Source organism: Actinokineospora auranticolor (genome assembly GCF_002934265.1).
Taxonomy (GTDB): domain Bacteria; phylum Actinomycetota; class Actinomycetes; order Mycobacteriales; family Pseudonocardiaceae; genus Actinokineospora; species Actinokineospora auranticolor.
In genome coordinates, this window is the sequence record NZ_PTIX01000020.1 from 55,903 (window position 1) to 68,550 (window position 12,648).

12 protein-coding genes are annotated in these 12,648 nt (G+C 73.5%); 5 read left to right on the plus strand and 7 right to left on the minus strand.

Annotation, left to right across the window (positions count from 1 at the left end):
* Positions 1-210: 210 nt before the first annotated feature.
* Positions 211-855, minus strand: coding sequence for a 2-phospho-L-lactate guanylyltransferase (cofC, locus tag CLV40_RS28045; protein WP_245931620.1), 645 nt, complete (start codon positions 853-855; stop codon positions 211-213).
* A 117-nt stretch (positions 856-972) separates the two neighbouring features.
* On the opposite strand from cofC, the gene CLV40_RS28050 reads away from it, so the two are divergent.
* From CLV40_RS28050 to CLV40_RS28060, 3 genes are read left to right on the plus strand one after another with little or no spacing between them, the layout of a single operon-like run.
* Entirely contained in the window at positions 973-1,701 is a 729-nt protein-coding gene (locus CLV40_RS28050; protein WP_104482002.1) for a lysophospholipid acyltransferase family protein, read from the plus strand.
* Between the two features lie 12 nt (positions 1,702-1,713).
* A complete protein-coding gene (locus CLV40_RS28055; protein WP_104482003.1) occupies positions 1,714-2,724 on the plus strand; it encodes an NAD(P)H-dependent glycerol-3-phosphate dehydrogenase in 1,011 nt (336 codons plus the stop codon).
* Positions 2,721-3,812 (plus strand): cystathionine gamma-lyase, encoded by a 1,092-nt coding sequence (locus CLV40_RS28060; protein ID WP_104482004.1) that lies wholly within the window; start codon positions 2,721-2,723, stop codon positions 3,810-3,812. Before CLV40_RS28055 ends, CLV40_RS28060 begins: the two co-directional genes overlap by 4 nt.
* Positions 3,813-5,693: 1,881 nt before the next feature.
* Here the strand turns inward: CLV40_RS28060 and CLV40_RS28065 are convergent.
* Positions 5,694-6,422, minus strand: a complete 729-nt coding sequence (locus CLV40_RS28065) for an anti-sigma factor (protein WP_104482005.1) — start codon at positions 6,420-6,422, stop codon at positions 5,694-5,696.
* Positions 6,419-7,018, minus strand: a complete 600-nt coding sequence (locus tag CLV40_RS28070) for a sigma-70 family RNA polymerase sigma factor (protein ID WP_104482006.1) — start codon at positions 7,016-7,018, stop codon at positions 6,419-6,421. Before CLV40_RS28070 ends, CLV40_RS28065 begins: the two co-directional genes overlap by 4 nt.
* A gap of 384 nt (positions 7,019-7,402) precedes the next feature.
* On the opposite strand from CLV40_RS28070, the gene CLV40_RS28075 reads away from it, so the two are divergent.
* Positions 7,403-7,873 carry a cysteine dioxygenase gene (locus CLV40_RS28075; protein ID WP_104482007.1) on the plus strand — a complete coding sequence of 157 codons (471 nt, stop codon included), beginning with the start codon at positions 7,403-7,405 and terminating at the stop codon, positions 7,871-7,873.
* 24 nt (positions 7,874-7,897) lie between these two features.
* Here CLV40_RS28075 and CLV40_RS28080 read toward each other — a convergent pair whose 3' ends face one another.
* Positions 7,898-8,563 (minus strand): pyridoxamine 5'-phosphate oxidase family protein, encoded by a 666-nt coding sequence (locus tag CLV40_RS28080; RefSeq protein ID WP_245931621.1) that lies wholly within the window; start codon positions 8,561-8,563, stop codon positions 7,898-7,900.
* A 67-nt stretch (positions 8,564-8,630) separates the two neighbouring features.
* On the opposite strand from CLV40_RS28080, the gene pdxR reads away from it, so the two are divergent.
* On the plus strand, positions 8,631-10,043 hold the full coding sequence (pdxR, locus tag CLV40_RS28085; RefSeq protein WP_245931623.1) for a MocR-like pyridoxine biosynthesis transcription factor PdxR: 1,413 nt from the start codon (positions 8,631-8,633) through the stop codon (positions 10,041-10,043).
* A gap of 342 nt (positions 10,044-10,385) precedes the next feature.
* Here the strand turns inward: pdxR and CLV40_RS28090 are convergent, their stop codons facing one another.
* The 3 genes from CLV40_RS28090 to CLV40_RS28100 are packed head-to-tail and all read right to left on the minus strand — an operon-like array spanning position 10,386 to position 12,549.
* Positions 10,386-11,060, minus strand: coding sequence for a uracil-DNA glycosylase (locus CLV40_RS28090; protein WP_104482008.1), 675 nt, complete (start codon positions 11,058-11,060; stop codon positions 10,386-10,388).
* An 11-nt stretch (positions 11,061-11,071) separates the two neighbouring features.
* Entirely contained in the window at positions 11,072-11,569 is a 498-nt protein-coding gene (locus tag CLV40_RS28095; RefSeq protein ID WP_104482009.1) for a GNAT family N-acetyltransferase, read from the minus strand.
* Between the two features lie 14 nt (positions 11,570-11,583).
* Positions 11,584-12,549, minus strand: a complete 966-nt coding sequence (locus CLV40_RS28100; protein WP_104482010.1) for a thiamine-phosphate kinase — start codon at positions 12,547-12,549, stop codon at positions 11,584-11,586.
* Between the last annotated feature and the right edge of the window lie 99 nt (positions 12,550-12,648).

Below are 12,648 nucleotides of genomic sequence, written 5' to 3' on the forward strand. Positions count from 1 at the left end.
GGCTTGAAAATAGGGGTTCCCCTATGCCAGGGGACCCCTCGCGCGCGCTGGGGCGAGGTGTGGGCGAAGCGTGGTTGTCAGCAGGCCGGCAGGTGGCTTCGAGGTGGGCCAAGCCACTTTTGCGTGTTGCGAGGGCGGTGGCGCTGGTTCCCCATGCCAGGGACCTCTTGCCCGCGCTGGGGTGAGGGTTGGGCGGGATGTGGTCGGGCGTCAGCAGACCCGGCAGGTGGCTTCGAGCACGCGGGCGGTGCGGGGGCCGAGGCCCAGGTCGCGGGCCAGGGTGAGGTCGTCCGGGGTGTCCACGTCGCACCGCAGGTAGGGCAGGTGGTCGCCGACGCGGGCGGCGTCGCGGGCGTGGGCGGTCGCGGAGCCCTGGCCGAAGCGGGGGGCCAGCGGTTCGCCCGGGGCGCCGATCAGCAGGGCCGTGCCGGTGCCGGGGCGGTCCGCGACGAACGCGCGCCTGCCGTCCGCCTCGGTGATGGCCTCGTCGATGTCCGAAGGGCGCGCGGCCGGGAGGTCCGCCTGCAACGCCCCCACTGCCACGCGCGGGTCGTCGGCGCGCAGCCGCCGGGCGCCGAAGCGCAGGGCGGCGTTCAGGCCGGGCAGGCCGCGCTCGTCGACGCACTCCGCGCCGGTGCCCGCCAGGGCCTCGACCACCCGGGAGTCCTCGCACACCACCAGCACCCGGCGGACGCCGGGGGCGGCCAGTGCGGCGCCGATGGTGTCGGACACGACGGCCAGCACCAGGGCGCGGTGCGCGTCGAGTCCACCCGGCACGGCGCCGCGCAGCCGGGACTTCGCCCGGTCCAGGTGCTTGACCGGCACCACGAGGTCCACCAGCGCGAGGTCCGCCACGCGTTCGATACTGCCAGTGCGCGGCGCGCCGCGGCGGGCACCCCGGTGGTGGACCCGTCGCGGGACGCCAGGGAGACTCACCGGTCACGGGCCGGGCAGCACGAGGAGGAGCGGGTTTTGGGCAAGCGCGAGAAGGGCGGCTTCTGGATCGGGGCGGCCGCGGTGGTGTTCTACCCGCTGAGCTGGCTGGGCAAGCGGACCTACCGGGGCGCGGAGAAGCTGCCCGCCGAGGGCGCGGCGCTGCTGGTGATGAACCACGTCTCCCACCTGGACCCGCCCAACGACGCGGTCTTCGTGCACCGCAACAAGCGGATCCCCCGGTTCATGGCCAAGGACAGCCTGTTCAAGGTCCCCGTCTTCGGCAAGATGCTCGCGGGCTCCGGCGGCATCCCCGTCTACCGCGGCACCACCGACGCCAAGCACAGCCTCAGCGCCGCGCACGACGCGCTGCGCGAGGGCAAGGTCGTGCTCATCTACCCCGAGGGCACCATCACCAAGGACCCCGAGGGCTGGCCGATGCGCTCCCGCACCGGTGTCGCCCGGCTGGCCCTGGACAACGACGTGCCGGTCATCCCCGCTGCGCGGTGGGGGAGCAACAAGATCTGGGACGGCTACACCAAGAAGTTCCGGCCGTTCCCCCGCAAGGAGGTCGTCACCCTGCTCGGCGACCCCGTCGACCTGTCGGCCTACCGGGGGCAGCCGGTGACCAACCAGTTGCTGCGCGAGGTCACCGACCTGCTGATGTCCCACGTCCGCGCGCTGCTGGCGGAGGTCCGCGGCGAACCGGAGCCCGCGGACTTCTACCGGCCGGGCACCGCGCGCGCCGCCGACGAGAACTCCGGCTGAGCGGACGGCGCGATGACCGGCGCGGACAAGATCGCGGTGCTCGGCGCGGGGTCGTGGGGCACCACCTTCGCCAAGGTGATGGCCGACACCGGCCGCGAGATCACCCTGTGGGCCCGGCGGCGCGACGTCGCCGAGGAGATCGCCGAGACCCGGTGCAACGGCGCCTACCTGCCCGGGGTGCGGCTGCCGGACAGCCTGCGGTCCACATCGGACCCCCGGCTGGCGCTCGACGGCGCGGGCACCGTGGTGCTCGCCGTGCCCAGCCAGACGCTGCGGCACAACCTGACGGCCTGGCGCGGGCTGCTGCACCCCGACGCCACTCTGGTCAGCCTGGCCAAGGGGGTGGAACTGGGCACGCTCAAGCGGATGAGCGAGGTGGTCGTCGACGTCACCGGCGTGCCGGAGGACCACGTGGCGGTGGTGTCCGGGCCGAACCTGGCCAAGGAGATCGCCGAGGAGCAGCCGACCGCGACGGTCATCGCCTGCCGCGACCACGACCGCGCGGTCGCGCTGCAGCAGGCGTGCACCACCGGCTACTTCCGCCCGTACACGATCACCGACGTCATCGGCTGCGAACTGGGCGGCGCGGGCAAGAACGTCATCGCGCTGTCCTGCGGGATGGCCGACGGCTTGGGCTTCGGCGCCAACACCCTGGCCACGCTGATGACCCGGGGCCTGGCCGAGATCGGGCGGCTGGGCGCGGCGCTGGGCGCGGACCCGATGACGTTCGCCGGTCTGGCCGGGCTGGGCGACCTGGTGGCGTCGTGCTCGTCGCCGCTGTCGCGCAACCGGACCTTCGGCGCCCGGCTGGGCCGCGGCGAGACGATGGCGCAGGCCCAGGCCGCGGTGGGCGGGCAGGTCGCGGAGGGCGTGAAGTCCTGTTCGTCCATCCGGGAACTGGCCGTGCGCCACGGCGTGGAGATGCCGATCACCGAGGTCGTGCACCGGGTCTGCCACGACGGGTTCGACCTGCACGAGATGGCCGGTCAGCTCATCGGCCGCAAGACGAAGCCGGAACGGTGAACGACGGCGACGGCACCCGCTGCGTGCACGCGGGTCTGGAACCGGCCCGCACGGGCGAACCGCTGCCGCCGCAGCCGGTGCTCGCCGCCCAGTTCCACCTGGGCGAGCCCGGCGGCGACTTCTACGGCCGCGCGGACAACCCGACCTGGCGCGCGCTGGAGTCGGCGATCGGCGACCTCGACGGCGGCGACTGCCTGGTCTACGCGTCCGGGATGGCCGCCGTGTCCGCCTTGCTGCGCGTGGTGCTCCGGCCGGGTGACACGGTCGTGCTCCCATCGGACGGGTACTACCTGGCCCGTTCGTACGTCCGCGACCACATGGGTGGCCTGGACGTGCGCGAGGTGCCGACGGCGGGGGAGTGGTCGGCCTCGGTGGTCGAAGGCGCGCGGCTGGTGCTGCTGGAAACACCGTCCAACCCCGGCCTCGACGTGTGCGACATCGCGGCGGTGTCGGCGCTCGCGCACGCGGCGGGCGCGCTCGTCGCCGTGGACAACACGACGGCGACGCCTTTGGGGCAGCGGCCGCTGGAGCTGGGCGCGGACGTGGTGGTGGCCAGCGACACCAAGGCCCTGTCCGGGCACAGCGACCTGGTGCTGGGGCACATCAGCACCCGCGACGCGGAGTTGGCGGCCCGGTTGCGCGCCGAACGCACGGCGAGCGGGGCGGTCGCGGGTCCATTCGAGGCGTGGCTCGCCCACCGCGGCCTGGGCACGCTGGACCTGAGGCTCGCGCGCCAAGCGGAGAACGCGGCGGCGGTGTACGCCGTGCTGCGCGCCCACCCGGCGGTACGCGGCGTCCGGTGGCCGGGGTCGGTCGACGACCCGGCGCACCCGGTGGCCGCGCGCCAGATGCGCCGCTTCGGCGGGGTGGTCACGTTCGAATTGGCGGACGAGGACGCGGTCGCGGCCTTCCTGGGTGCCAGCCGACTCGTCTCGGCGGCCACCAGCTTCGGCGGCCTGCACACCACGGCCGACCGCCGGGCCCGGTGGGGAGACGCGGTCCCCGCCGGACTGCTCCGCCTGTCGTGCGGCTGCGAGGACCCGTCCGACCTGACCGCCGACCTCCGCGCCGCGCTCGACCGGCTTTGACCGCCCGGGTCGCGTCCGGGTTGGTCGGCAGGCTGCCCAGCTCTGCCGCGCGTCAGGTTCCTGACCGCCCGGCAGAGGTCGGTTTCGGGGCAGGCTGAGCCCACTACCCGGCGACGTGTGCCGGCACGGCCTCCGCCAGCCCAAGCTGCGCACGCCCTGCCCACGCAGGCCGTCTCACAACTGTCTCCAGCCCGCCACACCGAACCCGCTGGCCCACTCGGCGGGACTTTCCTTGATCGCGAGTTGTCCACATCCGCCGCGTCCATCCACAGGATTTCGCGGTCTCTTTCCCGGTGCCCTGGTGCCGATAGGCTGGAGCAGGGCTGTCCCCCCGGAGGAGGGCGGGGGCTGTCCTGGGTCCGGGCGGGGTTGTCAAACAAAGAAAGTGACCCCCAAGCCCCAGCCAAGCCGGACACGCTCACCCAGGCCAGGCCACCTCTGTCTCCACCCCGCCAGGCTGAACCCGTTGCCTGCCGATGTGTGCTGGCCCGGCCTCCACCCGCCCAAGCCACACACTCCCTCCCAACCCAGGTCACCTCGCAACTGTGTCCACCCCGTCAGGCCGAACTCGCTGCCTGCCGATGTGTGCTGGCCCGGCCTCCACCTGCCAAGCCGCACACTCCCTCCCAACCCAGGTTGCCTCGCAACTGTCCTCACCCCGTCAGGCCGAGCCCGCTTCCCGCCGATGTGTGCCAGCCCGGCCCCACCCGCCCAAGCCGCGCACGCCCTGCCCACCCAGGTCATCTCGCAACTGTCTCCACCCCGTCAGGCCGAGCCCGCTTCCCGCCGATGTGTGCCAGCCCGGCCCCACCCGCTCAAGCCGCACTCGCCCACCCCGCCCAGGCTGCCTCGCAACCCTTCCCCGCCCCGCCAAACCGAGCCCGGCCCCACCCGCCCGAGCCGTACTCGCCCACCCAGGCCAAGTCGCCTCGCAACTTGTCCCCGCCCCGCCAGGCCGAGCCCACTGCCCGCCGACGTGTGCCAGCCCGACCCCGCAGAACTTTTCGCGCTCCTGCTGTCTGCTCGATGGGGTGGAACGTCTTTGTGTGGGGGGACGGGCCTGTCAAGCTCTCCCGCGGGTGGGGTGGGCTTGCCCCTCCCCACCGCTCTTCCCCACCGCAGGTTCGTAGGGGCCCCGCGCAAAGACGTTTCACCCCATCGAGCACAGCTCGATTCTCGCGTTCAGACCACGGGAGAACAGGTCCCCGCTGGGGCGATCGATACCCACCTCACCACCCAGGCCAGACCAGCGCCGGGCCGGGTTCATCAGTCCAGCCCCACGCGAAAAACAAGGGCGGCCTCGATCGGGCGAACTTGCTTTGCGCGGGGCCCCTACGAGCCCGCGGTGGGGCAAAAGCGGCGGGGATGGCAAGCCACCCCACCCGCCGGGAAGCTTGGCAGGCTCGTCCCCCCACGCAAAGCAAGTCCACCCAATCAAGGCGTGTGGCAGGGGCGCGTCGCGTTCGGCGGGGGCTGGGATCCTGCGGCGGTTGTGTGGATGGCTCGGGAGAGAAGAGCGGAAGGAGGTTGGTTCGGGGAGGGGAGAGCTGGGGTGGGGTGTTGGTGGGAGTGCTTCGCGTGCGCGAGGGTGGTGGTTGGGGGGTAAGAGGGGAGGAAGGGAAGAGGTGGGCGCGGTGCCGGTCGGGTGGGTGCGGGTGTTGCGTATGCGGGGCCGGGATTCTTGCGGCGGCCTGTGGGGCGGCTGGGGATAGTGCGTGGAAGGCGGTCGGGTCAGGGGGCTGGGTCGTGGGGGCGGCGCGTTGCTTGGGTGGGTCGTGGGGGCAGAGTCGGGTGACAAGCAAGCGGACCGGCGCCGAACCCTTCGGTCGGTGCCGGTCCGCGTCCGGTATGCCCCGGTCTAAACGGTCGGAATCCTCTTCATCACGCGGGTAGGGGCATCGTCATGACCACGTCGGTCGGGGTGGACGAGCCGCCCGCGGCCTCGATGCTGACGCCGAACATGCCCGCGCTGCCGAGCGCGGTGTCCAAGGTGGACATGCGTCCCGCGCTGTCCGGGTTCATCACGCCGACCGAGCGGGGCTTGGTGCCGTCCGGTTCCATCAGCCACACCTGGTAGGTCTTGCCGCTCGGCGCCTGGGGCACGTTCGCGGCCATCAGCATCACCTGCCCCAGGCTGCGCGAGACGACGACCGTGCCGGTCACGCCCGTGCCGCCGGTTCGGGACAGGACCTTGGCGTCGTCGGCGGACAGCAGCGCCACCACGGCCTTGGTCTGGGCGCGTTCGTCGTCGAGCTGCTGCTGGTTGCGCACCAGCAGCGCGCCCAGCGACACCGACACCACCAGCAGCAGCGCCGCCGCGACACCGGTCAGGCGCAGCGGCCACCGGCGGTTGCGGGGGCCGGGGATCGGGCCGACCGGCGGGAGTTGTCGCACCTCGGCGATGCCCGCCATGACCCGCGCCTTGAGCCGGGGCGGCGGTTGTTCGGCCACCGCCGCGCCCAGGCGGGCGGCGGTGGCGCGCAGTTCGCTCACCTCCTGCGCGCACGAGTCGCACTCGGCCAGGTGCCGCTCGAACGCGGCCCGTTCGAACTCCTCGATCGCGTCGAGGGCGTAGGCGCCGGTCAGCGCGTGGATGTCCGCGGTCGTCATCGAGCCACCCCCAGGCAGTCGCGCAGCCGGATGAGACCGTCGCGCAATCGGGTCTTGATGGTGCCCAGCGGGGTGCCGAGGAGCTCCGACACCTCCCGGTAGGTCAACCCCCGGTAGTACGCCAGCTCCACGGACTCCCGCTGCAGGTCGGTCAGCGAGGACAGGCAGCGGCGCACCTGCTCGTGCTCCAACCGCGTGCTCACCTGCTCGGCCACCTCGTCGAACGGGCGCGCGGCCTCCCGCCGGTGCGCCCGGTCCTCGCGGTCGGTCGCCGACTGCGCCGAGCGCACCCGGTCGACGGCGCGGCGGTGCGCCATGGTCAGCACCCAGGTCATCGCGCTGCCCCGCTCCGGGTTGTAGCGCGCGGCGGTGCGCCACAGCTCCAGCAGCACCTCCTGGGTCACCTCCTCCGACTGCGCCGGGTCCCGCACGATCCGCCGGACCAACCCGAACACCGGGGCGGACACCGCGTCGTAGAGCCGTTCGAAAGCGCCCTCGTCACCGCGGGCGACCAGCTGCAGCAGCACCTCCGGTTCGGGTGGGCCCGCCTCGGCCGCACCCGCGCCACCGGTGATCCGCCGAACCCGTTCGGCCATGCCACTCTCCTCGATGCCGCCCCTCGCGCCGTGCGGCGCTGCCCGGTCATTCGGCGTACCGGGGCCCGCGGATGGGTGCCCGGGACCGGCGCTGTGTAGCGCGGATCACACGGCGTGCGGGTTCCCGCTCCGACCACGCGCGTCGGAGATCCGCACACCATCCCAGAACCTGGGCGCCGTTGACCCGGGCGTCGGCCCCTGGTTCGACTCGCGGCGTGTTGCTACGCGCCATGACCGACCGGCGGGGTCACATCGACCTCAGCCGGGTCGCGAGCGCGCTCTGTCGCTGTCGGTGACCCAGCCCGTCCCCCCGGCCCACCCGCGTGGCCGAGCCGAGCCCGCGCGTCCCGCAGAGCAACATCCCTTCCTGGAGTGAAACCAGCCATGTTCGCCGTGCCGCCGAACACCATCGCCCTCACCGCCACGCCGGCCGACTCGCACCCGGCGCTCATCGCGCGCCGGTACGCCGAGGACCGGTCCCGCTGGGCGCACCTGCTGCGCTACGACCCCGCCGAGCGGTTCGCCGCGCTGGTCGACCGCGCGGACGGCCAGGAGGTCTGGCTGATGAGCTGGCTGCCCGGGCAGCGCACCGACCTGCACGACCACTCGTCCGCGAGCGGCGCCTTCACCGTGGTCAGCGGCGCGCTGACCGAGCGGGTCGCGGTGCCGGGCCGGGCGGCGGAGGCGCTGCACGCGCTCGTCGCCGGGCAGTCGCGGGTCTTCGGCCCCGGCTACGTGCACCAGGTGACCAACGACTCACCTGATCCGGCGGTCAGCATCCACGTCTACCGCGCGGCCCGCCCGGCCATGCGCAACTACCGCATCGACCCGGTCACCGGACTCGAACGGGTCTAGCCAGGTCACCGGGCTCGAACGGGTCTAGCCTGCGCGGCCCGCGATGTGCGGGGGGACGGCGATGTGCGCGGTCTGCGGCTCGGGTTCGCCCCAGACCGTGCGCAGCGGCAGCACCCCGGCCCACGCGGTGTCGGCGGCGATGTCCTCCTCGTCGTCGTTCGGCCCGCCCGTGCGGGTCTTCACCGCCGCCTCGGTCAGGTCCAGCGCCAGCACGGTGGTCGCGGCGACCTCCTTCTTGTTGGGCTGCCGCGAGTGCTCCCACGAGCCCGGCGCCAGGTGCTCGGTCAGCACGCGCAGGCCGTGCGTCTTCTGCTCCGCGCCGGTCACCACCACCGCTGTGCCGTGGATGACGGCCGAGCGGTAGTTCATCGAGTGGTGGAACGCCGAACGCGAGTAGACGATCCCGTCCACGTGCGTCACCGCGACGCACACCTCGATCCCCTGGGCCGCCGTGCGCAGGCTGAGCGCGCCGGTCGAGCCGTGCAGGTAGAGGGTGTCGCCGTCGCGCCCGTAGCCGGTCGGCAGCACGAGCGGCGCGCCGCCGACCACGGTCGACAGGTGGCACACCAGGCCCGCGTCGAGCAGGGCCCACAGCGCGTCCCGCTCGGCCACGGCCCGCTTGGCGCCACGGCGGATGGTGCTGCGCTCGGTGGGGGACAGAGGGGCGGTGCCGGTGCTGTTCGGGTTCACGGCTACCACGCTGCCGCACGCGAGTGGCATCCTGACAGGGCCACAGCGAGGAGTTTTCAGGAGGCCACTGGTGTCGGAGAGCCCCGCCCTGCCGGTCACCCTGAACCGCGAGTCGACCGTGCCGCTGGCCGTGCAGCTCGCGGAGGAGCTGCGCGCCGCCGCCGGTGACGGCCGGTTGCGCAGCGGCGACCGGCTCCCGTCGACGCGGGCGCTGGCGGTCCAGCTGCGCGTCAGCCGGACGGTGACGGCCGCCGCGTACGAGCAGCTGCACGCCGAGGGCTGGATCACCGGCAAGCACGGCTCGGGCACCTACGTGACGACCGCGCCGCCCGGCTTCCCGGACGCGCGCCCCCGGCCCGCGCCCGCCCCCGGCGCCGCGCCCTCCCTTGTGGACCTGCGACCGGGCTCGCCGTGGGCGGGCGGCATCGACAAGCCCGCGTGGCGCCGGGCCTGGCGGGGCGCGGCCGACGTGCTGCCGCTGGCCCGGCACGAGCGCGCGGGCCTGCCCGCCTACCGCGCGGTCGTCGCCGAGCACCTGCTGCGCCACCGCGGGTTGCGGGTGAGCGTGGACGAGTCGGTGCTGGCCACGGGCGGCACGACGGCGGCGGTGGCCGAGCTGGCCGCGTCCGTGCTGCGCCGCGGTGACGTGGTCGCGGTGGAGGAACCCGGTTACCAGCGCGCGGTGCAGGCGATGGAGGCCGCGGGGCTGCGGGTCGTGCCCGCGCCGGTCGACGAGGACGGTCTGCTCCTCGACGTCATTCCCGCCGGTGCGCGCGCGGTCTACTGCTCGCCCGCGCACCAGTACCCGTTGGGGCGGCGGATGTCCGCCGAGCGGCGGGTCGCGCTGGTGGAGCGCGCGCGGCGGGCGGGTTGGTTGGTGATCGAGGACGACTACGACGGCGAACTGCGCTACGACGTCGCACCGCTGCCGCTGCTCGCGTCGCTGGCGCCGGACGTAGTGGTGCACCTCGGGACGACGAGCAAGATCCTCACCCCGACACTGGGCGCGGGGTGGATGGTCGCACCGCCGACCGTGGTGTCGGCGGTGCTGGCGCACCGGGAGGCGACGGGGACCAGCCCGGCGCCCGCGGGGCAGCTCGTGCTGGTGGAGTTGGCGCGCAACGGAGACCTCGGTCGACACCTGCGGCGGTTGCGGCGCGAACTGTCCGAGCGCCGCACGTTCCTGGTCGACGCGTTGAGCGCGGCCGGCGTGCGCTTCCTCGGCGACGACGCGGGAGCGCACCTGGTGATCCCGCTGCCGTCGGCCGCCGCGGAAGACCGGCTGATCGCCGCTGCCGCCGCGCGCGGACTGGAACTCGACGGCCTGGCCCGGCACCACCACGGCCCGCCGACCTGGTTCGGCATCGCCCTCGGCTACGCGGCCTGCTCGCGCCCGCAGCTCACCACCGCATTGCCTGCCCTGCTCGCCCTGCTGTCCGAGACCCACCCACCGAGTTCGCACCCGGCGAACCTCGGTTGATGACTGTGGCGGACAGCGGCGGCGGCCCGGGAGATGATCAAGGGCGCGCCTCCGGCCCCCGATGACCATTTTACCGGCGGGCACGGACAGTTCCCGGCGATGATGATCAAGCCGGTGGACAGCGTCTCGCTGCCCAGCGCGCCCCTTCCGCGACCCGGCCGTCGCCTCACCGACTTGTCCACAGGCTTGATCTCTTCTCGCGGAACCGTCGGAGGGCGCCGATAAGATGGACTCCGGGGGCCGGAGGCCATCTTCATGACCGCGCGTGCTGTGCTGGGTGAACGCGAACGGCGGCCCAGCCGGAGGGGCGGGGCCGCCGTTCGAAGCGGATTCAGCGGGGGGTCAGGGCAGTTTCCAGTCGACCGGTGCGGCGCCCTGCTGCTCCAGCAGCTCGTTCGCGCGGCTGAACGGCTTGGAGCCGAAGAAGCCGCTGCGCGCGGAGAGGGGGCTCGGGTGGGCCGACTCGATCGCGGGGACCGAACCCAGCAGGGGGCGCAGGTTCCTGGCGTTGCGGCCCCAGAGGATCGCCACCAGCGGACCGCCGCGCGCGGCCAGCGCGCGGATGGCCTGCTCGGTGACCTCCTCCCACCCCTTGCCCTGGTGGGAGTTCGCGTTGCCCGGCTGCACCGTCAGCGCCCGGTTGAGCAGCAGCACGCCGTGCTCGGCCCACGGCGTCAGGTCGCCGTTGGACGGGGTCGGGTGACCCAGGTCGTCCACGTACTCCTTGTAGATGTTGATGAGGCTCTTGGGGATCGGCCGGACGTCCGGCGCCACCGAGAACGACAGGCCCACCGCGTGCCCGGGGGTCGGGTACGGGTCCTGGCCCACGATCAGCACGCGCACGTCGGCGAAGGGCTGCTTGAACGCGCGCAGCACGTTGTCCCCGGCGGGCAGGTAGGTGCGCCCGGCGGCGACCTCCGCGCGCAGGAACTCGCCCATCTCGGCGATCTTGTCGGCGGCGGGCGCCAGCGCCTCGGCCCACCCGGACTCGACGATCTCACTCAGCGGTCGTGCCACGGCCGGAGAGGTTACTCACCCTGCTCGGCGGCGCTTTCGGCGGGGATCGGACCGGGGGCGACGAAGGTCTTGCCGTAGTGCCGCGACTCCGGTTCGTCGGCGTAGTAACCGAACGCGGGCACCGGGCGGTAGCCGGACGACTCGTAGAGCGCGATGGCCTCCGGCTGCATCGTCCCGGTCTCCAGGACCAGTCGCGGGTGGCCCGCCGCCGCGGCGGTCGACTCCAGTTCGGCGAGCAGCGCCCGGGCCAGGCCCAGGCCGCGCGCCGACGGGGTCACGTACATCCGCTTCAGTTCCGCCGACCCGTCGCCGTGCACCCGCCAGCCGCCCATCGCGACCGGGGCGCCGTCGAGGTAGCCGACGAGGAACAGGCCGACGGGCGGGGCGAACTGGGCCGGGTCGACCGGTGTCTCGTCGACGGAGCCGTAGCGGACGATGTATTCCTGCTGCACCTCGGCGGTGAGCTTCACCGCATCGGGGTGGCCGTACTCCCGGATCTCGATACGCACCCGTCGATTCTCGCTCAGCGCCAGTGCTGCCAGCCGGTGGTCCCCGTGTAGGGGGCACCGTCCACGGTGACGCCGGTGCCGTGCGTGACGGTCCCGATCACCCGCCAGCCGTCCGGGATGCCGCGCGGGTCCGGGAAGGTCGCGGCCAGCGCGTGGTCCTCGCCGCCGGTCAGCACCCAGTGCCGGGGGTCGCCGCCGAGCGCGGAGGCCACGTCGACGAGCCGCTGGTGCACCTCGATCAGGTCGGTGCGCACGTCGATGGCCACAGTGGAGGCCGCGCTGATGTGCCCCAGGTCGGCGAGCAGGCCGTCGGACACGTCGATCATCGCCGTGGCGCCCGCCTCGGCGGCTAACGGACCCGCCGGGTACGGCGGCTCGGGCGCCCGGTGCGCGCCGACCACGCTCACCGGCGACCGGAACCCGCGCCCCAGCACCGCGAGCCCGGCCGCGCTCCACCCCAGCTTCCCGGCCACCGCGACCACGTCCCCGGGCAGCGCCCCGGACCGGGTGACCGGCGCCCGCCCCTGCAGGTCGCCCAGCGCGGTGATCGAAATCACAAGCGCCGGTGCCTGGGTCATGTCCCCGCCGACCACCCCCACCCGGGCCCGCGTGGCCTCCGCCCACATGCCCGCGGTCAGCTGGTCCACCACCGCCACGGCCGTCTCGGATGGACACGCGAGCCCGACCAGCACCGCCGTCGGCACCGCCCCCATGGCGGCCACGTCGGCCAGGTTCACCGCCACCGCCTTGCGCCCCACGTGCTCGGGACCGGACCAGTCGAGCCGGAAGTGCACCCCCTCGACCAGCACGTCGGTGCTGGCCACCACCCGCCCGTCCGCCGCGGCCACCACCGCGGCGTCGTCGCCCGGCCCCAACAGGGTGGTCCTCGGTTGGGGTCTGCCCCGGGTGATCCGGTCGATGAGGCCGAACTCCCCCACCTGGGCCACGGTTCCCGCGCCGTCAGGCGTGTTCGGGCTCACTGGTTCCTCCGATCACCGACATTAGGAATCCCCAACGAAACGCAACTGGGGTACGTTGCTGGACACGTTCCTACCCGTTGAGGACTCCTAGCCGCGAAG